The following is a 22081-nucleotide window of genomic DNA, read 5'->3' as shown; positions in this document are numbered from 1 at the left end:
GGAACTCCAGTCAGACTCGTTCGGCAGGGTCTGTATAATGGCCCGCTCTATCGGTTCGGCCAAGCCATCTCTATGCTGCGTTCACTTTTGCGTCGTCTCACGAAGGCCCTGCTCTGGTTCGCGGGCGGCAGTGTATTGCTGGTGTTGCTGTTTCGCTTCGTGCCACCGCCGGGCACGGCGCTGATGGTCGAGCGCAAGATCGAATCCTGGGTCGACGGCGAGCCGATTGACCTGCAACGCACTTGGAAGCCGTGGGACGAGATCTCCGACGACCTCAAGGTCGCGGTCATGGCCGGCGAAGACCAGAAATTTCCCGAGCACTGGGGTTTTGACTTCGGCGCGATCCAGGCTGCATTGGCCCACAACGAGCTCGGCGGTTCGATTCGCGGCGCCAGCACTTTGAGCCAGCAAGTCTCCAAGAACCTGTTTCTGTGGTCGGGCCGCAGTTATCTGCGCAAAGGCCTGGAGGCGTGGTTTACCGCATTGATCGAGGTGTTCTGGCCCAAGCAGAGGATTCTTGAGGTTTATCTGAACAGCGTCGAGTGGGACGACGGGGTGTTTGGTGCCGAAGCGGCGGCACGCCATCACTTTGGCGTGAGCGCCAAGTCGTTATCGCGGCAGCAGGCGAGCTATCTGGCGGCGGTGCTGCCCAACCCGCGAGTGTGGAGCGCCAGCCATCCTACGGCTTATGTGTCACGCCGGGCCGGGTGGATTCGGCAGCAGATGAGCCAGTTGGGCGGGACCAGCTATCTGCTGGGGCTCAACGATTCGCGCCGGGCGCCTTGGGCCGAATAACCACATTCAATTATTCAGACACCATCAATCACTGTGGGAGCGGGCTTGCTCGCGAAAGCGGTGTGTCAGCTTGCATTGATGTCACTGATAAACCGCATTCGCGAGCAGGCTCACTCCTACAGGAATTTGTGTTGAGCCAGAAACGAAAACGCCCCGATCATCGCTGATCGGGGCGTTTTTTGTTTGCCGAGGCGCCGGTTATGCGGCGATCGACAACTTGAGCTTGTTCATCGCGCTCTTCTCGAGCTGACGGATTCGCTCGGCCGACACGTTGTACTTCTGCGCCAGGTCGTGCAGCGTGGCTTTTTCTTCTGCCAGCCAGCGCTGGTAGAGGATGTCGCGGCTACGTTCATCCAGCACTTCCAGCGCTTCGTGCAGGTTGTGGTTGGAGTTGTCGCTCCAGTCGGCATCTTCCAGTTGACGCGCCGGGTCGTACCGGTGGTCTTCAAGGTAGTTGGCCGGCGACTGGAAAGCACTGTCGTCATCGGCTTCAGCAGCCGGATCGAAGGCCATGTCATGACCGGTCAGACGACTTTCCATCTCGCGCACTTCACGTGGTTCGACGCCGAGGCTTTCCGCCACACGGTGGACTTCCTCGTTGTTCAGCCACGCCAGACGTTTCTTCTGGCTGCGCAGGTTGAAGAACAGCTTGCGCTGGGCCTTGGTGGTCGCGACTTTCACAATGCGCCAGTTGCGCAGGATGAACTCGTGAATTTCCGCCTTGATCCAGTGCACGGCGAACGACACCAGACGCACACCCATTTCCGGGTTGAAGCGCTTCACGGCCTTCATCAGGCCGACGTTGCCTTCCTGGATCAGGTCAGCCTGAGCCAGACCGTAGCCGGAATAGCTACGGGCAATGTGTACGACAAAACGCAGGTGGGCGAGCACCATCTGCCGAGCCGCCCCCAAATCCTGCTCATAGTAGAGACTCTCGGCCAGTTCACGCTCCTGCTCCGGCGTCAGCAATGGAATGCTGTTGACGGTGTGCACATAGGCTTCCAGGTTCGCACCCGGAACCAACGCATACGCAGGTTGCAAAGAATTGGTCATGCGAAAAAACCTCCCACTTACATACTCGTGCCTCTCGGCACTGCGAAAAATTGACCGGGAATTCAAGTACAAGTTCCCAAAAAAACCGCGAGGTCAATCACGCGCAAAAAAGATTCTACTTCGGCGCCAGCTCCCTGAGATGACGTGCGACTGCAATCCATGCACCGATATAACCCAACAGCACCGCGCCAAGCAAGAGCGACAGACCGTCGGCAACTGGCACTCCGGCCAGCGCGAAATCACTGCCGTACAAACCGGCCAGTCCAACCACCGCGTCGTTCAGCCAGTTGAGGCCGAACGCCAGCACTCCCCAGGACAGAACACCCGCACCGAAGCCATACAACGCGCCCATATAAAGAAAGGGACGACGCACATAGCTGTCAGTGCCGCCGACGAGTTTAATCACTTCTATCTCTGTGCGGCGGTTTTCAATATGAAGACGAATGGTATTGCCTATCACCAAAAGTAATGCAGAAACCAGTAGCACTGTCAGACCGAAGACAAAACGATCACCGAGCTTGAGGATAGCGGCCAGACGCTCGACCCAGACTAGATCAAGTTGCGCCTGTTGTACCTTCGGCAGCTCGGAAAGTTTTTGTCTTAATGCTTCCAGCGTCGGCTTGTCGACTTCCTTCGGGGTCACCAGCACCACGCCCGGCAGCGGGTTTTCCGGCAGCTCGCGCAGGGCCTCGCCCAGACCGGACTGCTGCTGGAACTCCTCCAGCGCCTGATCACGGCCGACATATTCGGCATCAGCAACGCCGGGCATGCCTTTGATCTGCTCGCGCAACGCCTCACCCTGCGCGGGCGTGGCATCCAGCTGCAGGTACAGCGAAATCTGCGCCGCACGCTGCCACGAACCGCCGAGACGCTCGACGTTGTTGATCAGCAGCGACAGGCCCATCGGCAGGCTCAACGCCACGGCCATCACCATGCAGGTGAAAAAGCTGCCGATCGGCTGCTTGCCGAGGCGACGCAGGCTGTCGAGCAGGCTGGCGCGGTGACTTTCGATCCACGAACGCAACAGCGTGGAAAAGTCCGGGCCGTCGTCATCGTCGTGTTTTTTCTTCTTCGGCGGCTGCGGGTCGGCGGCTTTCGGGGCCACGCGCTCGGAAACCTTCGGACTGCGTGTCGCACTCATACGCCGGCCTCCCCGTCGCCGATCAATCGGCCGCGCTGCAAGGTCAGCATGCGGTGGCGCATACGCGCAATCAGGGCCAGATCGTGACTGGCGATCAGCACGCTGGTGCCCAGCCGGTTGATGTCTTCGAACACGCCCATGATCTCGGCCGCCAGACGCGGGTCGAGGTTACCGGTCGGTTCGTCCGCCAGCAGCAGGGCCGGACGGTGCACGATGGCGCGAGCGATGCCGACGCGCTGTTGCTGACCGGTGGACAGGTCGCCCGGGTACAGATCGGTTTTATCCGACAGCGCCACGCGCTCCAGCGCCGAATCGACGCGCTTGGCGATTTCGGCCTTGGACAGGCCGAGAATCTGCAGCGGCAGCGCGACGTTGTTGAACACCGTGCGATCAAACAGCAACTGGTGATTCTGGAACACCACGCCGATCTGCCGACGCAGGAACGGAATCTGCGCGTTGCTGATGGTGCTCAGATCCTGCCCGGCCAGCAGCAGTTTGCCGCTGGTCGGACGCTCCATCGCCAGCAACAGGCGCAACAGCGTGGACTTACCGGCACCGGAGTGACCGGTGACAAACAGAAACTCGCCACGACGGACTCGAAAGCTCAGCTCATGCAAGCCGACGTGACCGTTCGGGTAGCGTTTACCGACCTGTTCGAAACGAATCATGAACGCTCCCGCTCGGCAAACAGTGCCTGGACAAAGGGTTCGGCTTCAAAGGTACGCAGATCGTCGATGCCTTCACCGACGCCGATGTAGCGGATCGGCAAACCAAACTGCTTGGCCAGGGCGAAAATCACCCCGCCCTTGGCGGTACCGTCCAGCTTGGTCAGCGCCAGGCCGGTCAGTTCGACGGTCTGGTTGAATTGCTTGGCCTGGTTGATCGCGTTCTGACCGGTGCCGGCGTCGAGCACCAGCAGCACTTCGTGCGGCGCGTCGGCGTCGAGCTTGCCGATTACCCGGCGAACTTTCTTCAGCTCTTCCATCAGGTTGTCTTTGGTGTGCAGACGACCGGCGGTGTCGGCGATCAGCACGTCGATGCCACGGGCCTTGGCGGCCTGCACGGCGTCGAAGATCACCGACGCAGAGTCGGCGCCGGTGTGCTGGGCGATCACCGGGATCTTGTTGCGCTCGCCCCAGACCTGCAGCTGCTCAACGGCAGCGGCGCGGAAGGTGTCACCGGCGGCGAGCATGACTTTCTTGCCTTCCAGTTGCAGCTTCTTCGCCAGTTTGCCGATGGTGGTGGTCTTGCCAGCGCCATTGACGCCGACCACCAGAATCACGAACGGCTTGTGCTGCGAGGCAATTTTCAGCGGCTGCTCGACCGGCTTGAGCATCGCCGCCAGCTCGGCCTGCAACGACTTGTACAGCGCGTCGGCGTCGGCCAATTCTTTGCGGGCGACCTTCTGGGTCAGGCGCTGGATGATCTGCGTGGTGGCTTCGACACCGACATCGGCGGTCAGCAGGCGGGTTTCCAGCTCATCGAGCAGGTCGTCATCGATGGTTTTACGGCCGAGAAACAGGCTGGCCATGCCCTCGCCGATGCTGGCGCTGGTTTTCGACAGGCCTTGCTTGAGGCGGGCGAAGAAGCCGACTTTGGTTTCTTCGCTGCGCGGGGCTTCGACTGGCGTTTCAGCAACCACTTCCACCGGCACAACCGGAGCAGCGACGACCGGTGCAGGTGCAGGTGCAGGCTCGGGCTGCTGAACGACCGGCGAAACAGGGGCAACGAACACCGGGGCCACCGGCTCGGCAACAACCGGCGCAGGCTCGACAACCGGCTCAACCACTGGCGCCGGAGCAACTTCAGGAACGAACGCTGCCGGCGCCGGAATCGGCGGCGTCACATGCGGCGCGGCCTCTTCGACCAAGGCCACCGGTTCTTCCGCCACCGGCAAGGTCAGCCACGGCTCGGTCGCCGGGGTCAGTGGCAGCTCGGCCGCCACCGGGGTTTCAGGTTCTGGCTCGGGCTCGACCGGTTGCAGCACCGGCTCGGCAATCGGCAGAACGATCGGCGCCGGCTCTGCTTCTATGACTGGCGCCGGGGCTGGCTCAGGAATCACGGGCGGCTGTTCGACGACGGGTTCCTGCGGTTTCTTACGCAGCCATCCGAACAGGCTTTTCTTCTCGCCAGCCGCAGCTGGGGTCTTCTTGTCGTCGTTGGAACCAAACATGGAGGACGGCTATCTCACGGTAGCGACGCGCCATAAGGGCGCCCCGGCAAATAAATATTCGATGCAGAACAGACTGTGTTTCATCCAGCTTGTTCACGCGCAACATTTTGTCGAGGCGCCAGCGGCACCTCAAAGAATCGTATAAACGAAGGACTAAACCGGCAAAATCGGCGAAAAAGCGAAGTCTAGTCGATAAACCGCAGCTTTCTGCCGCAAACCCATACAGCCGGTTCAGGCCTGAAAACCTGATAGGCGTGGTCGCCGGTAAAACGGATCAGTATCCTAGCACCCTCTCGCCCGCCGACGCTAAGACCAAGCGGGCAGCCCAACAGGTTAAAAAACGAATGAATGCTCTAGCCCGCCGCGCTGCAGGCCTGCTGCTCAGCACAGTCTGCCTGCCCCTTTCGGCCCTGGCGGCCGACCCGCAACCGACCCACGAATTCACCCTCGACAACGGCCTGAAGGTCGTCGTGCGCGAAGACCATCGCGCGCCGGTGGTGGTGTCGCAGGTCTGGTACAAGGTCGGTTCCAGCTACGAAACCCCGGGCCAGACCGGCCTGTCCCACGCGCTTGAGCACATGATGTTCAAGGGCAGCGAGAAAGTCGGCCCCGGCGAAGCCTCGTTGATCCTGCGCGATCTGGGCGCCGAAGAAAACGCCTTCACCAGCGACGATTTCACCGCGTATTACCAGGTGCTGGCCCGCGACCGTCTGGGCGTGGCCTTCGAACTGGAAGCCGACCGCATGGCCCATCTGCGCCTGCCGGCTGACGAGTTCGCCAAGGAAATCGAAGTCATCAAGGAAGAGCGTCGCCTGCGCACCGACGACAAGCCGATGTCCAAGGCTTACGAGCGCTACAAGGCGATGGCTTACCCGGCCAGTGGCTACCACACGCCGACCATCGGCTGGATGGCCGACCTCGATCGGATGAAGGTCGAAGAGCTGCGGCACTGGTATCAGTCCTGGTATGTGCCGAACAACGCCACGCTGGTGGTGGTCGGCGACGTCACCCCTGATGAGGTGAAGACCCTCGCCCAGCGCTATTTCGGGCCGATTGCCAAGCGCGACGTGCCGCCAGCGAAGAAACCGCTGGAACTGGCCGAGCCGGGTGAGCGCCAGATCACCCTGCACGTGCAGACTCAACTGCCCAGCCTGATGCTCGGTTTCAACGTGCCCAGCATCGCCACCGCTGAAGACAAGCGCTCGGTCAACGCCCTGCGCCTGATCTCGGCGTTGCTCGACGGCGGCTACAGCGGGCGCATCCCGACGCAACTGGAGCGCGGCGAAGAGCTGGTCTCCGGCGGTTCGTCGAGCTACGACGCCTACACCCGTGGCGACAGCCTGTTCACCCTGTCGGCGACGCCGAACACGCAGAAGGACAAGACCATGGCGCAAGCTGAAGCCGGTCTGTGGAAACTCCTGGACCAGTTGAAAACCACCGCACCGTCCGCCGAAGAACTCGAGCGCGTGCGGGCGCAAGTGATCGCCGGCCTGGTGTTCGAACGTGATTCGATCACCAGTCAGGCCACCGCCATCGGCCAACTGGAAACGGTCGGTCTGTCGTGGAAGTTGATGGACACCGAACTCGCCGATCTGGAAAGCGTGACCCCGCAAGACATCCAGAACGCCGCCAAGCTGTATTTCACCCGCGAACGTCTCAGCGTCGCCCATGTCCTGCCACTGGAGACGACTCATGAGTGAGCGTAAAACCCCACGCCTGTTGCTCGGCCTGATCGCCATCGCTGTGATCGGCTCTGCCGCGTTCTATCTGATGCCCGGCGTTAAAACCGACGCCAGTGAAGCACTGGACAACGCCAAGTCCAGCCAGAAGCTGCAATCGCTGGCCGAACTCGATGGCAAGGCCCCGGCCAGCCGCAAGCTCGACGTGCAGAGCTGGAATACCGCCGAAGGCGCCAAGGTGCTGTTCGTCGAAGCCCATGAGCTGCCGATGTTCGACATGCGCCTGATCTTCGCCGCGGGCAGCAGCCAGGACGGCAATGCGCCGGGCCTGGCAATCCTGACCAACGCCATGCTCAACGAGGGCGTGGCGGGCAAGGACGTTGGCGCCATCGCCCAGGGCTTCGAAAGCCTCGGGGCGGATTTCGGCAACGGCGCCTACAAGGACATGGCGCTGGCTTCGCTGCGCAGTCTGAGTGCCGCCGACAAGCGCGAGCCGGCGCTGAAGCTGTTCTCCGAGGTGGTCGGCAAACCGACCTTCCCGGCCGATTCCTTCGCGCGCATCAAGAACCAGATGCTCGCCGGTTTCGAATACCAGAAACAGAACCCCGGCAAACTCGCCAGCCTCGAGCTGATGAAGCGTTTGTACGGCGACCACCCGTATGCGCACTCCAGCGACGGTAATGCGCAGAGCGTGCCGAAGATCACCCTGGCGCAACTGCGTGAATTCCACGCCAAGGCCTACGCGGCCGGTAACGTGGTGATCGCACTGGTCGGTGACTTGTCTCGCGCCGAGGCCGAGGCGATTGCCAATCAGGTCTCCTCTGCCCTGCCGAAAGGCCCGGCACTGGCGAAGATCGCTCAGCCGCAGGAACCGAAAGCCAGCATCAATCACATCGAGTTTCCGTCGAAGCAGACCAACCTGTTGCTCGCGCAACTGGGCATCGACCGTGACGACCCGGATTACGCGGCGCTGTCGATGGGCAACCAGATCCTCGGTGGCGGCGGTTTCGGTACCCGTCTGATGAGCGAAGTGCGCGAGAAGCGCGGCCTGACCTACGGCGTCTACTCGGGTTTCAGCCCGATGCAGGCTCGCGGCCCGTTCATGATCAATCTGCAGACCCGTGCGGAAATGAGCGAAGGCACCCTGAAACTGGTGCAGGACGTGCTCGCCGATTACCTGAAGACCGGCCCGACCCAGAAAGAACTCGATGATGCCAAACGCGAACTGGCCGGCAGCTTCCCGCTGTCCACCGCGAGCAACGCCGATATCGTCGGCCAGCTGGGCGCCATGGGTTTCTATAATCTGCCGCTGAGCTATCTGGAAGACTTCATGCGTCAGTCCCAGAGCCTGACAGTCGAGCAGGTCAAAGACGCGATGAACAAACACCTGAGCACGGACAAGCTGGTCATCGTCAGCGCTGGCCCGACCGTGCCGCAAAAGCCGTTACCGGCCCCATCTGATAAACCTGCCGAGCAACCGCTCGGGGTTCCGGAGCATTAATGGCTACTCGCCCTAAAAAACCTGCGCAGAACGTCCACAACGGTGTGAACCAGCTGCGCATCATCGGCGGCGAATGGCGCAGCCGCAAACTGAGCTTCCCCGATGCCCCCGGCCTGCGCCCGACACCGGACCGCGTGCGCGAAACCCTGTTCAACTGGCTCGCGCCGTATGTGGCCGGGGCCAAGGTGCTGGATCCGTTCGCCGGCAGCGGCGCGCTGTTTCTGGAGGCATTGTCCCGCGGCGCGGCCATGGGCCAGGCGCTGGATGCCAGCAACGTTGCGGTATCGAGCCTGAAGGAACACCTTGGCACCCTGCGCTGCACCAACGGCCAGGTGCAGACTGCCGACGCCCTGCGCTACCTGGAAACCCAGGTCGCCACGCCGTTCGATCTGGTATTTCTCGATCCACCGTTCAACCAGAACCTGCTGCCTGCGGTCTGCACCCTGCTGGAAGAACGCCAATGGCTGGCGCCGGATTCGTGGATCTACACTGAAAGCGAGACCGCGCCTTCGACGCTGGGCCTGCCGGGCAACTGGCGCCTGCACCGCGAGCAGAAATCCGGGCGGGTGTACTACGCGTTGTGGCAACGTATGGCAGTCAACTAAACGTATTGAACAACCCTGTGGCGAGGGAGCTTGCTCCCGCTGGACTGCGCAGCAGTCCCAAAAAAGGGCCGCTTCGCGCCCCAGCGGGAGCAAGCTCCCTCGCCACAAAAGGTGTGTGCACTCTGGAAACTGAACGCTTCACCCCCGCCTTCGGCCTCGGCAATCCGCACCTGCAAACCTTGTGGGGGCCGCTGTGGCGCAAAACCGTCCACCTCGATCGCCAGCGCGAACGCCTGTGGCTGGACGACGGGGACTTCCTCGACCTCGACTGGCATGGTCCGCACAGCGCCGACGCGCCGCTGGTGCTGGTATTGCACGGGTTGACCGGTTCTTCCAATTCGCCCTACGTCGCCGGAATTCAGGCCGCCCTCGCCGCACAAGGCTGGGCCAGTGTCGCGCTGAACTGGCGTGGCTGCTCCGGCGAACCCAATCTGCTGCCGCGCAGCTACCACTCCGGTGCCAGCGAAGACCTCGCCGAAGCCATCCAACACTTGCGCGCCAAACGCCCGCTGGCGCCGCTGTATGCGGTCGGTTATTCCCTCGGCGGCAACGTGTTGCTCAAGCATCTCGGCGAGACCGGCAGCGACAGCGGCGTGCTCGGTGCGGTGGCGGTGTCGGTGCCGTTTCGCCTTGATCAGTGTGCGGACCGGATCGGTCAGGGCTTCTCCAAGGTCTATCAGGCGCATTTCATGCGCGAGATGGTCGCCTACATCAAGAACAAGCAACGGCAGTTCCAGCACGACGGGCGCGAGGATGGCCTGGCGGCTCTGGCGGCGCTCGGTTCACTGGAGAACATGCGGACTTTCTGGGACTTCGACGGCCGGGTCACTGCGCCGCTGCACGGTTTTACCGATGCCGAGGATTACTATCGCCGGGCGTCGAGTCGCTACTTTCTCGGCGAGATCCGCACCCCGACCCTGATCATTCAAGCCGCTGACGATCCGTTCGTATTCCCCCACAGCCTGCCGACGGCCGAAGAGCTGTCCGCCACCACGCAGTTCGAGCTGCAGGCCAAGGGTGGGCATGTCGGGTTTGTCGATGGCACGTTGCGCCAGCCCGGTTACTACCTGGAACGGCGCATCCCGCAATGGTTGGCCCGTGTGACCTCATGAGCGACCAGGGCGAGTCGATCCGTTTCTGGCAGACCGCGCCACTGGCCGGGGTCGAGTTGCTGTCGGCGCGTTACATCGAGCATCGCTTCGCCCCGCACGTCCACGAGGGTTATGTGATCGGCATGATCATGGCCGGCGCCCAGCGTTATCGCTATCGCGGTGCCGAACACCTGGCTGGCAGCGGCACCCTGGTGCTGATCAACCCGGACGAATTGCACACCGGGCACAAGGGCACCGAGGACGGCTGGCTGTACCGGGCGTTTTATCCCGATACCGGAAAGATCGTTTCACTGCTCGAAGAACTGGAACTGCCCACCGCACCGATGCCGGCGTTTGGCGCGACGCTGTATCGCGACCCGGATCTGGTCAACGGTTTCTGTCAGCTGCATCGCTTGCTGGAAAGCCCCGCCACCGCGCTGCAACAGCAAACGGTATGGCGCGAGATGATGATGCTGCTGTTGCAGCGGCACGCGGCGGTGCAGATCAACGGTAAACCGGGCAAGGAACACCGCGCGGTGGTGATGGCCAAGGAGTTGCTGCATGCGCAACTCGCTGCGCCGCCGGCGCTGGAAGAGCTGGCGGCCGCAGTGAATCTGTCGCCCTTCCACTTCGCCCGGGTATTCCGCCGCGCCACCGGCATGCCACCGCACACCTGGCTGATGCAGCAGCGCATCGCCACGGCCCGGGGTTTATTGCAGCACGGTTGCCTGCCGGTGGAAGTCGCCATGCAGTTGGGCTTTGCCGACCAGAGTCATCTGAGCCGGCAGTTCAAGCAGGTGTATGGCGTGGGGCCGGCGGCGTATCGCAGTGCCCGACAACCTGTTAGCGGCGATTAACCCCTGTGGGAGCGGGCTTGCTCGCGAAAGCGGTGTTTCAGTCGACAATGATGCCTGCTGATACACCGCTTTCGCGAGCAAGCCCGCTCCCACATTGGGGGGATGGTGACGTTATTCGCCGGTGGCAATCCCGCGAGAAGGCTCGTTGATCCACTCACTCCACGACCCGGCATACAGCGAACCCAGCGGATACCCCGCCAGGCACAACGCAAACAGGTTGTGACACGCCGTCACCCCGGAGCCGCAATAGGCGACCAGTTCCGCAGGTGAACGCTCGCCGAGTTTCGCGGCAAAGCGCCGCTTGAGCTGCTCCGCCGGCAGGAATCGCCCGTCGCTGCCAAGGTTTTCGGTAAACGCTGCGCATTGCGCGCCGGGAATGTGCCCAGCAATCGGGTCAATCGGCTCCACCTCACCCTTGAAACGCGGCAAGGCCCGGGCGTCGATCAGGGTCAGGCTTGGCTGACCGAGGCGTTGCTGCAATTGCTCGGCACTCAGCAGCAGGTTCATGTCCGGCTGCCCGCTGAAGTTGCCCCGGGTGACCGATGGCGCATCCAGGCTCAGCGGCAGACCCGCCGCGTGCCAGGCCTTGAGCCCGCCGTCGAGAATGAACACGCCGTCGCGCTTGCCCAGCCACGCCAGCAACCACCAGGCCCGAGCCGCATAGGCACCGGGGCCGTCGTCGTACAAAACCACATCGCTGTCGGCATTGATGCCCCACGCCTGCAGACGCTCGATCAGCGCCGCCGGCTCAGGCAGCGGGTGACGTCCGGTGACGCCTTTGATCGCCTTGCCGCTGAGGTCACGCTCAAGGTCGGCGAAGCGGGCGCCGGCGATGTGCCCTTCGGCATAGCTGCGCTGCCCGTAGTCCGGGTCTTCGAGGGCAAAACGGCAATCGAGAATCACCAGCCCCGGCTGCTCCTTGCGGGCATCCAGTGCATTCGGGCTGAGCAGTTGCGCAATCGGCATAACGGACTCCTGTGAGCGACTTCGAAATGGTTTACCGCCCTTCCTCGAGGGCCTGGGCCAGCGGCACGTAGAACTCGTCGAACAAGGCATTCACCTCTTCGCGCGCCTGATCAGTGACGAATCCGGCTTCCAGCACCAGCACCTGATACACGCCACGCTTGATGGCCTGTTCGCTGAGGTGGTTGGAGTTTTCCCGGGTGGTGCACAGAAAGCGCACCCACGAGGTGAGGATGATCCAGGCATTGATCGTCAGGGATTCGATCTGCACCCGATCCATCTTGAGGATGCCGGCGGCGACGAAGCCCTCGTAGATCGCCATGCCCTGGATCACGCAGCGCTGGGAAAAACGCCGGTAGCGCGCGGCCAGGTCCGGATCGCTGTCGAGCAGGTGCTCGAGATCCCGATGCAGAAAGCGGTAGCCCCACATCGCCGACAGCAGCTCCTTGAGGTAATAGCGCTTGTCTTCGACGGTGGCGGCACGCCCCTGCGGCGGGCGCAGAAAGCTGTCCACAAGCGTCTCGTACTCACTGAACAGCACGGCGATGATCGCCTGCTTGTTCGGGAAGTGGTAGTACAGATTGCCCGGAGAAATCTCCATGTGGGCGGCGATGTGATTGGTGCTGATGCTGCGCTCGCCCTGCTGATTGAACAGTTCGAGGCTGTTCTGCACGATGCGCTCGCTGGTTTTTATTCGTGGGGCCATGGCTTGAGCTTTAATTCAGAGTGCGGTGAGGAGCATCTTACGACCTAACCGGAATGGGATAAAACAAAGCTGTGTCGGGAAGTCATTTGACTTTCTAGAGCATAGACTCTAGAACGTCATCACTACAATAAATCCGGAGCCGACGATGACTGCCGACATTGCTTATCTGCAAACGCTGCAACAGCCCCTGGAAGAGCTGGATCGGCTGTTCGCGGCACAGCGCGCCGCCTATGCTGCCAACCCGATGCCGCCGGCAGATCAGCGCCAGCAGTGGCTCAAGGCGTTGCGTGAGTTGCTCAGCAACGAGCGGCAGGCGCTGGTCGAGGCCATCAGCGCGGATTTCAGTCATCGCAGCGCCGATGAAACCCTGCTCGCCGAATTGATGCCCAGCCTGCACGGCATCCATTACGCCAGCCGCCATCTCAAAGGCTGGATGAAGTCGTCGCGGCGCAAAGTCGGTATGGCCTTTCAGCCGGCGTCGGCGAAAGTCGTGTACCAGCCGCTTGGCGTGGTCGGCATCATCGTCCCGTGGAACTACCCGTTGTATCTGGCCATCGGTCCACTGGTCGGCGCACTCGCGGCGGGTAACCGGGTGATGCTCAAGCTCAGCGAATCGACCCCGGCCACCGGCCAGTTGCTCAAGACCCTGCTGGGACGGATTTTCCCCGAAGATCTGGTCTGCGTGGTGCTTGGCGAGGCCGATATTGGCGTGGCGTTCTCCCGCCTGCGTTTTGATCACCTGCTGTTCACCGGCGCCACCAGCATCGGCAAACACGTGATGCGCGCTGCGGCGGAAAACCTGACTCCGGTGACCCTCGAACTGGGCGGCAAGTCCCCGGCCATCGTCTCTCGCGACGTGCCGCTCAAGGACGCCGCCGAACGCATCGCCTTCGGTAAAACCCTGAATGCCGGGCAGACCTGCGTCGCCCCCGATTACGTGCTGGTGCCGCAAGACCGCGTCGGCGCGTTCGTCGAAGCCTATCGTCAGGTGGTGAACAATTTCTATCCAACCCTCGCCGACAACCCGGACTACACCGCGATCATCAACGAGCGCCAACTGGCCCGGCTCAACGGTTATGTCAGCGACGCCACGAGCAAGGGCGCGCTGCTGATCCCGCTGTTCGAACAAGGCCAGGGCCGGCGTATGCCGCACAGCCTGCTGCTCAATGTCACTGACGAGATGACCGTGATGCAGGACGAAATCTTCGGCCCGCTGCTGCCGATCGTGCCGTATCAGGATCTGGATCAGGCGTTTGCCTACATCAATCAGCGCCCGCGTCCTCTGGCGCTTTACTACTTTGGCTACGACAAGCGCGAGCAGAATCGCGTGCTGCACGAAACCCACTCCGGCGGCGTGTGCCTGAACGACACCCTGCTGCACGTGGCGCAGGACGACATGCCGTTCGGCGGCATCGGCCCATCGGGCATGGGCCATTACCACGGCCACGAAGGCTTCCTGACCTTCAGCAAGGCCAAGGGTGTGCTGATCAAACAGCGCTTCAATGCAGCGAAGCTGATTTATCCGCCCTACGGCAAATCGATTCAGAAACTGATCCAGAAGCTGTTCATCCGCTAATCGTCGTCACCGCCGGGTAATAACAACAATGCACCCAAGCCTGACCGAAACACCCGCCCTGTCGCGCCGTGGCCTGCTGAAGTTCAGCCTCGGCGCCACGGCGTTTCTCGCCACCGCCGGCCTCGGCGCCAGCCTCAGTGGCTGTTCATCGAGTGTCGCGGCCAATGGCTTCGTCACTTTGCGCGACGGCGACCTGCTGTTTCTGCGCGCACTGATTCCGGTGATGCTCGAAGGCGCCGTGGCCGCCGAGAAAATGCCCGGTGCGGTGGATGGCACCCTGAAGTCGCTGGACTACAGCCTCGATCACCTGTCGCCGGAAATGCTCAAGCTCACCCGGCAATTGTTCGATGTGCTCGGCATGGCGGTCACGCGTGGCCCGCTCACGGGCATTTGGGGCAGTTGGGAAAACGCCAGTCCCGAGGCGCTGCGCCACTTCCTCGAGCGCTGGCAGAACAGTTCATTGAGCCTGCTGCGCATGGGCCACAGCTCATTGCAGCAGATGGTGATGATGGCCTGGTACACCCGCGCCGAGTCCTGGGGCCATTGCGGCTACCCCGGCCCGCCTGCTGTTTGAAACCGAGTCGCGCCCTTCGCGAGCAGGCTCGCCCCCACATTTGCAATGCGATTCCCCTGTGGGAGCGGGCTTGCTCGCGAAGAGGCCCGCAAGAACAACAAAAACAAGAGAACCTGATCCATGCCCGTACCCGACCCGTTCCGCGAAGGCCTCGCCCGTGGCTGGAAAACCTACAACGGCGCACAACTGACCGGTGACCTGACGCTGGAAGCCGACGTGGCGATCATCGGCAGCGGTGCCGGTGGTGGCACCACGGCGGAGATCCTCAGCGCCGCCGGCTACAAAGTGCTGCTGATCGAAGAAGGCCCGCTCAAGACCAGTTCCGACTTCAAGATGCTCGAAGACCAAGCCTACAGCAGCCTCTATCAGGAAGGCATCGGCCGCATGAGCAAGGACGGCGCGATTACCATCCTCCAGGGTCGTGCCGTCGGTGGCACCACGCTGATCAACTGGACCTCGAGTTTCCGCACGCCCGAGCCGACCCTCGAGCACTGGGCCAAGGAGCACAACATCAAAGGCCACAGCCCGGCCGAGATGGCGCCGTGGTTCGAAAAAATGGAGCAGCGCCTCGGCGTCGCGCCATGGATGGTGCCGCCCAACGCCAACAACGACGTGATCCGCAAGGGCTGCGAGCAACTCGGCTACAGCTGGCACGTGATCCCGCGCAACGTCCGTGGCTGCTGGAACCTTGGCTATTGCGGCATGGGCTGCCCGACCAACGCCAAGCAGTCGATGATGGTCACCACCATCCCGGCGACGCTGGAAAAGGGTGGCGAGCTGCTGTACCTGGCCCGTGCGGAAAAGCTGTTGATCAGCGGCGACAAGATCACCGGCCTGCAATGCGTGGCGATGGACGAGCGCTGCGTCGCGCCGACCGGCCACACCATCACAGTCAAGGCGCGGCATTACGTGCTGGCCGGTGGCGGCATCAACAGCCCGGCCCTGCTGCTGCGTTCGGACGCGCCAGACCCGCATCAGCGCCTCGGCAAACGCACCTTCCTGCATCTGGTGAACATGTCCGCCGGGCGTTTCGACGAAGTGATCAACCCGTTCTACGGCGCGCCGCAGTCGATCTACTCGGATCATTTCCAGTGGAAGGACGGCACCAGTGGGCCAATGGGCTACAAACTCGAAGTGCCACCGCTGCAACCGGCACTGGCCGCGACCTTGCTCGGCGGCTTCGGCCAGCAGAACGCCGAACACATGGCCGACCTGCCGCACACCCACGCGATGCTCGCGTTGCTGCGCGACGGTTTCCACCCGGACAGCCCCGGTGGCAGCGTCGAATTGCGCGGTGACGGTTCGCCAGTGCTCGACTATCAAGTCTCGCCTTACGCCTGGGAAGGCTTGCGCCGCGCCTTTCACAGCATGGCCGAGATCCAGTTTGCCGGCGGCGCCAAAGCCGTGATGCCGATGCACGCCGATGCGCGCTACGTGAAAACCCTGGCCGAAGCCCGCACTTTGATCGACAGTTTGAGCCTTGAGCTGTACCGCACGCGCCTGGGCAGTGCCCACGTGATGGGCGGTTGTGCGATGGGCGAAGAGCCGAAAAACGCGGTCACCGACAGCCTCGGCCGGCATCATCAACTGAGCAATCTGTCGATTCACGACGGCTCGCTGTTCCCCACCAGCATTGGCGCCAACCCGCAATTGTCGGTGTATGGGCTGACTGCACAATTGGCGACGTCCCTCGCTGATCGGCTGAGAAATCCGTGAAAAAACCGGTTTATCGCGTCGTCTATAGTGCTTTCTTACCCAACAGGCGACTTGGCCGACCGGGACGGCTGCGATACCATCCGACTCCCCAACGGACTCCCGCCAGGACGACGCGATGAACCGAGTGTTGTACCCAGGTACCTTCGACCCTATTACCAAAGGGCATGGCGATCTGGTCGAACGCGCCTCGCGCCTGTTCGATCACGTGATCATTGCGGTCGCCGCCAGCCCGAAGAAAAATCCGCTGTTCCCGCTGGAACAACGGGTTGAGCTGGCTCGCGAGGTCACCAAACACCTGCCCAACGTCGAAGTGGTCGGCTTCTCGACGCTGCTGGCGCATTTCGCCAAGGAGCAGAACGCCAATGTGTTCCTGCGTGGCCTGCGTGCTGTGTCGGACTTCGAATACGAATTCCAGCTGGCCAACATGAACCGCCAACTGGCCCCGGACGTCGAGAGCCTGTTTCTCACCCCGTCCGAGCGTTATTCGTTCATTTCCTCGACGCTGGTGCGGGAAATCGCCGCGCTGGGCGGCGATATCAGCAAGTTCGTGCACCCGGCCGTGGCCGATGCCCTGACGCTACGCTTTAAAAAGTAGGAACTGCCGCAGGCTGCGATCTTGGCTTTTGATTTCAGCCCTTGATCGCAGCCGCGTGCACTGCGCTCGCCAATGCGGCACAATTGCGCGCATTGATTTATAGCGCCCGGGCCTGCCGCCCCGGCTGGAGTTAGCATGTCCCTGATCATCACCGACGATTGCATCAACTGCGACGTCTGCGAACCCGAGTGCCCGAACGCCGCCATTTCCCAAGGCGAAGAGATCTATGTGATCGACCCGAACCTGTGCACCCAGTGCGTCGGCCACTACGACGAACCGCAGTGCCAGCAGGTCTGCCCGGTGGATTGCATTCCACTGGACGAGGCGCATCCGGAGACTGAAGAACAGTTGATGGAGAAGTACCGCAAGATCACCGGCAAGGCCTGATCCGGCAATTTTGTAGCGCTCTTTCGGGCCTCTTCGCGAGCAAGCCAGCTCCCACAGTTGGAATGCATTTCAATGGTGGGAGCGGGCTTGCTCGCGAAAGGGCCATCAGCCACACCGAAAAACCCGGATCAGCTCACTCACGCTGCTCAAACCCCTCCCCTGTACACCCCAAACAGCGCACAAACGCCGCTTTCGCCGGATCCACCACCAGCGCCTGTCCCGCATCGCCCACCCCGCCACCCAGCGCGGTAAACGGCAATGACACCACAAACACCCCCGCACCCAGCACCGTTGCCACCACCAATAAAGGTCGGGCAATCAGCAAATCGCCGATCATGGCGTAGGCGGGAGGGTTCTGGATGGTGTAGCGCGGATCACCGCTGCCGTTTTCCGTGGCCTGAACGGCCAGGCTGGAACACAGCAGCAGTGCTGCAAACAGGACTTGCAAGGACTTCATGGCACGATCCTTCGGGCTGAACAGTGAGACAACTCACTATAGACCGTAGGACTTTTTCAGCTTTTTGCCTCAGGTCTGGCAACGCGGACAGAACACACTGGCCCGTTGACCCAGCTTCACTTCGCGCAGGCCGGTGCCGCAGACCTTGCAGTGCTCACCGCCGCGACCATAGACAAACAGTTCCTGCTGGAAGTAGCCGGGCTGCCCGTCGCCGCCGATGAAGTCCCGCAACGTGGTGCCGCCGCGCTCGATGGCCGCAGCGAGAATCCGTTTGATCTCGATCGCCAGCTTCAGATAACGCGCCCGGGAGATGCTTTTGGCTTCGCGGCGCGGATCGATCCCGGCAGCGAACAGCGCTTCGGTCGCGTAAATGTTGCCGACGCCGACCACGACAGCGTTGTCCATGATGAACGGCTTGACCGCCATCGAACGCCCGCGCGACAGCTGGAACAGGCGCTCGCCGTCGAACAGATCGGTCAACGGCTCTGGCCCGAGGCGAATCAGCAGTTCGTGATTGAGCGGGTCGGTACTCCACAGCATCGCGCCGAAACGGCGTGGATCGGTGTAGCGCAGCGCCAGACCGGATTCCAGCTCGATATCGACGTGCTCGTGCTTGAGCGCCGGCAACCCGACCTCCACCAACCGCAGGTTGCCCGACATGCCCAGGTGACTGATCAGCGTGCCGACCTCGGCATTGATCAACAGGTACTTGGCCCGCCGCTCGACCAGCACGATGCGCTGCCCGGACAGGCGCACATCGAGGTCTTCAGGGATCGGCCAGCGCAGCCGGCGGTCACGCACGATCACCCGGCTGACGCGCTGGCCTTCAAGGTGCGGGGCAATACCCCGGCGGGTGGTTTCGACTTCCGGCAGTTCAGGCATGGTGTCCTCGAATCAATGCGCGCCGAGGTCGCGGATCGTTTGTTTGAGGGTTTCGAAGTCGTAATCCGACAGGCCGACGTAATCGAGCACCAGCGGCCCGACAGCGTTCCATTCGAAGTCTTCGGTCTGATTGCCCAGCACCCGGTAAGACGCGCAGATGTGCTCGGCCATCTTCAGGATCGCCAGCAGGTTTTTCAGCTGGCTGTTGCGTGACGACTCGTCGCTGAAGATCGCCAAGGCGTTGTGGTGATTGGCAATCGCCGCGCTGACGTGCTCCGGCAGGCGCCACGACTTGGCAGTGTAATAACCGACCACGGCGTGGTTGGTGTTGAACTCGCTGTTTTCGGTGTCCACCACCCGGCACTCGGCGCTGGCATTGGCATAGGCCTTTTCCAGCACCGACATGTAATTGGGGAAGCGCTGCAGCATCAACGGCACGCCACAGTCATGGAACAGACCCAAGGCATAGGCTTCATCACCGGCCTGGGTGCCGATGCGCTTGGCCAGGGTCAGGCAGGTCATCGCCACGTCCTGAGCGGTGTCCCAGAAACGGTTGAGGGTGACGATGGTGTCGTCGTTCATCTCGCCCTTGATCGACTGCGCGTTGATCAGGTTGATGATCGAGCGGCTGCCCAATAGGTTCACCGCACGCTGGATCGAGGTGATCTTGTTGCTCAGGCCGTAATACGGCGAGTTGACGATTTTCAGCAGCGAGCCGGACAGGCCTGGGTCCTGGGAGATCAGCTTGGCGATCACCTCCAGGTCCGGGTCGGGCATGTACTGCTCCATTTGCAGATCCACCATGATCTGCGGCTGCGCCGGCACACTGATGCCTTGCAGGGATTGTTGAATCTGTTCGGTGGTCAGCTCTTGGGACATAAGTACACACTCTGGGACAGGCGGCGATTCTAACCTCTAAAAACCGCACGACGACACACCAGTGGGCATTTGTCAGGAACTTTCATTCCCGCTCAGGCTTCGGACTTTGTAAGGCCGACCGGACACTCAAGCACCGGCTCGGCGGCAATTTCCCGCAGACTCAGGAGCTTAATCATGGCTAATTCCCTCAGCGGCAAGCGTGTCGCCATTTTGGTAACAGACGGTTTCGAACAGGTCGAACTGACCGGGCCCAAGCAAGCACTGGAGCAGGCCGGCGCCCAGGTCGACATCCTTTCGGCCGAGGCCGGCAAGGTCAAAGGCTGGAACCACGACAAACCGGCAGATGACTTCAAGGTCGACCAGACCTTTCAAGGCGCCAGCAGCGAGCAGTACGACGCGATCGTCCTGCCGGGCGGCGTACAGAACTCCGACACCATCCGCATCGACCAGGATGCCCAGCATCTGGTCAAGACCGGCGCCTCCGCTGGCAAACCGATCGCGGTGATCTGCCACGGCAGCTGGCTGCTGATTTCCGCCGGGCTGGTCAACGGCAAGACCCTGACCAGCTACAAGACGCTCAAGGATGATCTGGTGAATGCCGGGGCCAACTGGGTCGACAAGGAAGTGGTCAAGGACGGCCACCTGATCAGCAGCCGTCAGCCGGACGATATTCCGGCGTTCAACCGTGAGTTGATCGACGCGCTCTCTGCCTGACGCGCCTCTGTGGCGAGGGAGCTTGCTCCCGCTCGGCTGCGCAGCAGTCGCAAGCCCTGCCAACCGGTTCTTCCCGATGAATCGAGTTGCATGAATTGGGGCCGCTTCGCAGCCCGGCGGGAGCAAGCTCCCTCGCCACATGTCCAGCGCTGAACCTGCACACGCATCAACACGGTATACTCCCGCTCTTTTTTCCGGAGCGACGTCATGTCCCTGCCTAGCCTGCGCCTCAAAGCCAACGCCGACCGTCGCCTGCGCAACGGCCACTTGTGGGTCTACAGCAACGAAATCGATGTGGCCGCCACGCCACTGCACGGCTTCAAGGCCGGCGATCAGGCGATCCTCGAAGCCGCCGGCGGCAAGCCGCTGGGCATCGTCGCGATGAGCCCGAACAACCTGATCTGCGCTCGCCTGTTGTCGCGCGACATCAAGCTGCCTCTGGACAAATCGCTGCTGGTGCATCGTCTGAACGTGGCCCTGTCGCTGCGCGAGCGCCTGTTCGACAAGCCGTTCTACCGCCTGGTGTACGGCGATTCCGACCTGCTGCCGGGTCTGGTGGTCGACCGTTTCGGCGACATCCTCGTGGTGCAGATTGCCTCGGCAACCATGGAAGCGCACAAGGATGACGTGATCGCTGCACTGACCCAAGTGCTCAAGCCAAGCGGCATCCTGTTCAAGAACGACTCCGCCGCCCGTGACGCCGAAGGCCTCAACCGCTACGTCGAAACCGTGTTCGGTCTGGTGCCGGAGTGGGTTGCGCTGGAAGAGAACGGCGTGAAGTTTGAAGCGCCGGTGATCGGCGGCCAGAAAACCGGCTGGTTCTACGACCACCGCATGAACCGCGCCCGCCTGGCCCCCTATGCCAAAGGCAAACGCGTGCTCGACCTCTATAGCTACATCGGTGGCTGGGGCGTGCAGGCTGCGGCATTCGGCGCCAGCGAAGTGTTTTGCGTCGACGCATCCGGCTTCGCCCTTGACGGCGTTGAGCGTAACGCTGCACTGAACGGCTTCGCCGACAAGATGACCTGCATCGAAGGCGACGTCTTCGAAGCCTTGAAAGAACTCAAGGCCAGCGAAGAACGTTTCGACGTGATCGTTGCCGACCCGCCAGCGTTCATCAAACGCAAGAAAGACATGAAAAACGGTGAAGGCGCCTACCGTCGCTTGAACGAGCAAGCCATGCGCCTGCTCACCAAGGACGGCATTCTGGTCAGCGCTTCGTGCTCCATGCACCTGCCGGAAGATGATCTGCAGAACATCCTGCTGACCAGCGCCCGTCACCTGGACCGCAACATCCAGTTGCTGGAACGTGGTGGTCAAGGCCCGGATCACCCGGTACACCCGGCCATCGCCGAGACCCGCTATATCAAGAGCATCACCTGCCGTCTGCTGCCGAACAGCTGATTGGCCATGAAACGGGGAGCCTGCGGGCTTCCCGTTTGCTTACGGCGATGCAATGTCGTCGAATTCCTTGGCTTTTTCCTACAACCAACTTCCTACATGTACGCAGGACATTTCCCTGCGCATTAAATTTCAAGAATTAAAACTTACAAGCCCGCCCTTGCAGCATGCCCGCTCCGACAAAATTAATAGAAATTTCCTACCCAAGTATCGCTTGCCAATAATTCATTACAACCTATTATTAAGTTGTCACCACGACGGTGACATTCACTCTCAATGAACAAGGAGTTCATACTTATGAAAGCAATTACTCTGGAAACCAACAAGATCGCAAAC

The 22081-nt window shown here is 61.8% G+C and carries 22 protein-coding genes; 13 read left to right on the top strand and 9 right to left on the bottom strand.

Annotated elements, in window-relative coordinates; all coding sequences use genetic code 11:
• Window positions 1-72: 72 nt before the first annotated feature.
• On the top strand, window positions 73-795 hold the full coding sequence (mtgA, locus tag LCH64_RS17955) for a monofunctional biosynthetic peptidoglycan transglycosylase (RefSeq protein WP_003229145.1): 723 nt from the start codon (window positions 73-75) through the stop codon (window positions 793-795).
• A gap of 198 nt (window positions 796-993) precedes the next feature.
• Here mtgA and rpoH read toward each other — a convergent pair whose 3' ends face one another.
• The 4 genes from rpoH to ftsY form a co-directional block, all read right to left on the bottom strand.
• Window positions 994-1848: an RNA polymerase sigma factor RpoH gene (gene rpoH / locus LCH64_RS17950; RefSeq protein ID WP_003229146.1), complete on the bottom strand. Its 855-nt coding sequence runs from the start codon at window positions 1846-1848 to the stop codon at window positions 994-996.
• A 115-nt stretch (window positions 1849-1963) separates the two neighbouring features.
• The gene (gene ftsX, locus LCH64_RS17945; protein WP_003229147.1) at window positions 1964-2989 is read right to left on the bottom strand and encodes a permease-like cell division protein FtsX; all 1026 of its coding nucleotides are present in this window, start codon (window positions 2987-2989) and stop codon (window positions 1964-1966) included.
• Window positions 2986-3657, bottom strand: coding sequence for a cell division ATP-binding protein FtsE (gene ftsE / locus LCH64_RS17940; RefSeq protein ID WP_003229148.1), 672 nt, complete (start codon window positions 3655-3657; stop codon window positions 2986-2988). Before ftsE ends, ftsX begins: the two co-directional genes overlap by 4 nt.
• Window positions 3654-5162, bottom strand: coding sequence for a signal recognition particle-docking protein FtsY (gene ftsY / locus LCH64_RS17935; RefSeq protein WP_226500899.1), 1509 nt, complete (start codon window positions 5160-5162; stop codon window positions 3654-3656). Before ftsY ends, ftsE begins: the two co-directional genes overlap by 4 nt.
• A 344-nt stretch (window positions 5163-5506) precedes the next feature.
• On the opposite strand from ftsY, the gene LCH64_RS17930 reads away from it, so the two are divergent.
• From LCH64_RS17930 to LCH64_RS17910, 5 genes are all read left to right on the top strand, one after another.
• On the top strand, window positions 5507-6862 hold the full coding sequence (locus LCH64_RS17930) for a pitrilysin family protein (protein WP_226500898.1): 1356 nt from the start codon (window positions 5507-5509) through the stop codon (window positions 6860-6862).
• A complete protein-coding gene (locus tag LCH64_RS17925) occupies window positions 6855-8342 on the top strand; it encodes a pitrilysin family protein (RefSeq protein WP_226500897.1) in 1488 nt (495 codons plus the stop codon). Before LCH64_RS17930 ends, LCH64_RS17925 begins: the two co-directional genes overlap by 8 nt.
• Window positions 8342-8947 carry a 16S rRNA (guanine(966)-N(2))-methyltransferase RsmD gene (rsmD, locus tag LCH64_RS17920; protein ID WP_083367657.1) on the top strand — a complete coding sequence of 202 codons (606 nt, stop codon included), beginning with the start codon at window positions 8342-8344 and terminating at the stop codon, window positions 8945-8947. Before LCH64_RS17925 ends, rsmD begins: the two co-directional genes overlap by 1 nt.
• A gap of 113 nt (window positions 8948-9060) precedes the next feature.
• Window positions 9061-10059: a hydrolase gene (locus LCH64_RS17915; protein WP_226500896.1), complete on the top strand. Its 999-nt coding sequence runs from the start codon at window positions 9061-9063 to the stop codon at window positions 10057-10059.
• The gene (locus LCH64_RS17910) at window positions 10056-10895 is read left to right on the top strand and encodes an AraC family transcriptional regulator (protein ID WP_226500895.1); all 840 of its coding nucleotides are present in this window, start codon (window positions 10056-10058) and stop codon (window positions 10893-10895) included. Before LCH64_RS17915 ends, LCH64_RS17910 begins: the two co-directional genes overlap by 4 nt.
• A 111-nt stretch (window positions 10896-11006) precedes the next feature.
• Here LCH64_RS17910 and LCH64_RS17905 read toward each other — a convergent pair whose 3' ends face one another.
• Together LCH64_RS17905 and LCH64_RS17900 are read right to left on the bottom strand one after the other, a co-directional pair.
• Complete coding sequence (locus tag LCH64_RS17905; RefSeq protein WP_226500894.1) at window positions 11007-11861, bottom strand: sulfurtransferase; 855 nt, start codon at window positions 11859-11861, stop codon at window positions 11007-11009.
• 31 nt (window positions 11862-11892) lie between these two features.
• The gene (locus LCH64_RS17900; RefSeq protein WP_027610562.1) at window positions 11893-12564 is read right to left on the bottom strand and encodes a TetR/AcrR family transcriptional regulator; all 672 of its coding nucleotides are present in this window, start codon (window positions 12562-12564) and stop codon (window positions 11893-11895) included.
• A gap of 145 nt (window positions 12565-12709) precedes the next feature.
• On the opposite strand from LCH64_RS17900, the gene LCH64_RS17895 reads away from it, so the two are divergent.
• The 5 genes from LCH64_RS17895 (at window position 12710) to LCH64_RS17875 (ending at window position 17412) form a co-directional block, all read left to right on the top strand.
• A complete protein-coding gene (locus tag LCH64_RS17895; RefSeq protein ID WP_226500893.1) occupies window positions 12710-14140 on the top strand; it encodes a coniferyl aldehyde dehydrogenase in 1431 nt (476 codons plus the stop codon).
• Window positions 14141-14168: 28 nt separating this feature from the next.
• Window positions 14169-14714, top strand: a complete 546-nt coding sequence (locus LCH64_RS17890; protein WP_103484297.1) for a twin-arginine translocation pathway signal protein — start codon at window positions 14169-14171, stop codon at window positions 14712-14714.
• A gap of 120 nt (window positions 14715-14834) precedes the next feature.
• On the top strand, window positions 14835-16430 hold the full coding sequence (locus LCH64_RS17885; protein WP_226500892.1) for a GMC family oxidoreductase: 1596 nt from the start codon (window positions 14835-14837) through the stop codon (window positions 16428-16430).
• A 115-nt stretch (window positions 16431-16545) separates the two neighbouring features.
• Window positions 16546-17025, top strand: a complete 480-nt coding sequence (gene coaD / locus LCH64_RS17880) for a pantetheine-phosphate adenylyltransferase (RefSeq protein ID WP_003229157.1) — start codon at window positions 16546-16548, stop codon at window positions 17023-17025.
• Between the two features lie 135 nt (window positions 17026-17160).
• Entirely contained in the window at window positions 17161-17412 is a 252-nt protein-coding gene (locus LCH64_RS17875) for a YfhL family 4Fe-4S dicluster ferredoxin (protein WP_003195146.1), read from the top strand.
• Window positions 17413-17545: 133 nt separating this feature from the next.
• On the opposite strand, the gene LCH64_RS17870 is transcribed toward LCH64_RS17875, so the two are convergent.
• The 3 genes from LCH64_RS17870 to LCH64_RS17860 form a co-directional block, all read right to left on the bottom strand.
• Entirely contained in the window at window positions 17546-17869 is a 324-nt protein-coding gene (locus tag LCH64_RS17870) for a multidrug transporter (protein ID WP_096795774.1), read from the bottom strand.
• Between the two features lie 69 nt (window positions 17870-17938).
• Window positions 17939-18751 (bottom strand): bifunctional DNA-formamidopyrimidine glycosylase/DNA-(apurinic or apyrimidinic site) lyase, encoded by an 813-nt coding sequence (gene mutM / locus LCH64_RS17865; protein ID WP_003229159.1) that lies wholly within the window; start codon window positions 18749-18751, stop codon window positions 17939-17941.
• Between the two features lie 12 nt (window positions 18752-18763).
• A complete protein-coding gene (locus LCH64_RS17860; protein WP_177434710.1) occupies window positions 18764-19576 on the bottom strand; it encodes an HDOD domain-containing protein in 813 nt (270 codons plus the stop codon).
• Window positions 19577-19804: 228 nt separating this feature from the next.
• Between LCH64_RS17860 and LCH64_RS17855 the strand changes: the two genes are divergently transcribed.
• Together LCH64_RS17855 and LCH64_RS17850 are read left to right on the top strand one after the other, a co-directional pair.
• On the top strand, window positions 19805-20344 hold the full coding sequence (locus tag LCH64_RS17855) for a type 1 glutamine amidotransferase domain-containing protein (protein ID WP_003229161.1): 540 nt from the start codon (window positions 19805-19807) through the stop codon (window positions 20342-20344).
• A 207-nt stretch (window positions 20345-20551) separates the two neighbouring features.
• Window positions 20552-21748 (top strand): class I SAM-dependent rRNA methyltransferase, encoded by a 1197-nt coding sequence (locus tag LCH64_RS17850; protein WP_003229162.1) that lies wholly within the window; start codon window positions 20552-20554, stop codon window positions 21746-21748.
• Window positions 21749-22081 lie beyond the last annotated feature (333 nt).

Origin of the sequence: Pseudomonas sp. MWU16-30322 (assembly GCF_020515535.1) — a bacterium.
Taxonomy (GTDB): Bacteria; Pseudomonadota; Gammaproteobacteria; order Pseudomonadales; family Pseudomonadaceae; genus Aquipseudomonas; species Aquipseudomonas fluorescens_H.
This window is presented reverse-complemented; position numbering and strand designations above follow the sequence as displayed.

Coding starts and splice junctions, on each gene's coding strand:
- LCH64_RS17895 (WP_226500893.1), top strand. CDS start 12,710: ATGACTGCCGACATTGCTTATCTGCAAACGCTGCAACAGCCCCTGGAA.
- ftsY (WP_226500899.1), bottom strand. CDS start 5,162: ATGTTTGGTTCCAACGACGACAAGAAGACCCCAGCTGCGGCTGGCGAG.
- rsmD (WP_083367657.1), top strand. CDS start 8,342: ATGGCTACTCGCCCTAAAAAACCTGCGCAGAACGTCCACAACGGTGTG.
- LCH64_RS17870 (WP_096795774.1), bottom strand. CDS start 17,869: ATGAAGTCCTTGCAAGTCCTGTTTGCAGCACTGCTGCTGTGTTCCAGC.
- rpoH (WP_003229146.1), bottom strand. CDS start 1,848: ATGACCAATTCTTTGCAACCTGCGTATGCGTTGGTTCCGGGTGCGAAC.
- LCH64_RS17875 (WP_003195146.1), top strand. CDS start 17,161: ATGTCCCTGATCATCACCGACGATTGCATCAACTGCGACGTCTGCGAA.
- mutM (WP_003229159.1), bottom strand. CDS start 18,751: ATGCCTGAACTGCCGGAAGTCGAAACCACCCGCCGGGGTATTGCCCCG.
- LCH64_RS17855 (WP_003229161.1), top strand. CDS start 19,805: ATGGCTAATTCCCTCAGCGGCAAGCGTGTCGCCATTTTGGTAACAGAC.
- ftsX (WP_003229147.1), bottom strand. CDS start 2,989: ATGAGTGCGACACGCAGTCCGAAGGTTTCCGAGCGCGTGGCCCCGAAA.
- LCH64_RS17900 (WP_027610562.1), bottom strand. CDS start 12,564: ATGGCCCCACGAATAAAAACCAGCGAGCGCATCGTGCAGAACAGCCTC.
- mtgA (WP_003229145.1), top strand. CDS start 73: ATGCTGCGTTCACTTTTGCGTCGTCTCACGAAGGCCCTGCTCTGGTTC.
- LCH64_RS17885 (WP_226500892.1), top strand. CDS start 14,835: ATGCCCGTACCCGACCCGTTCCGCGAAGGCCTCGCCCGTGGCTGGAAA.
- LCH64_RS17850 (WP_003229162.1), top strand. CDS start 20,552: ATGTCCCTGCCTAGCCTGCGCCTCAAAGCCAACGCCGACCGTCGCCTG.
- LCH64_RS17925 (WP_226500897.1), top strand. CDS start 6,855: ATGAGTGAGCGTAAAACCCCACGCCTGTTGCTCGGCCTGATCGCCATC.
- LCH64_RS17930 (WP_226500898.1), top strand. CDS start 5,507: ATGAATGCTCTAGCCCGCCGCGCTGCAGGCCTGCTGCTCAGCACAGTC.
- LCH64_RS17910 (WP_226500895.1), top strand. CDS start 10,056: ATGAGCGACCAGGGCGAGTCGATCCGTTTCTGGCAGACCGCGCCACTG.
- ftsE (WP_003229148.1), bottom strand. CDS start 3,657: ATGATTCGTTTCGAACAGGTCGGTAAACGCTACCCGAACGGTCACGTC.
- LCH64_RS17905 (WP_226500894.1), bottom strand. CDS start 11,861: ATGCCGATTGCGCAACTGCTCAGCCCGAATGCACTGGATGCCCGCAAG.
- coaD (WP_003229157.1), top strand. CDS start 16,546: ATGAACCGAGTGTTGTACCCAGGTACCTTCGACCCTATTACCAAAGGG.
- LCH64_RS17890 (WP_103484297.1), top strand. CDS start 14,169: ATGCACCCAAGCCTGACCGAAACACCCGCCCTGTCGCGCCGTGGCCTG.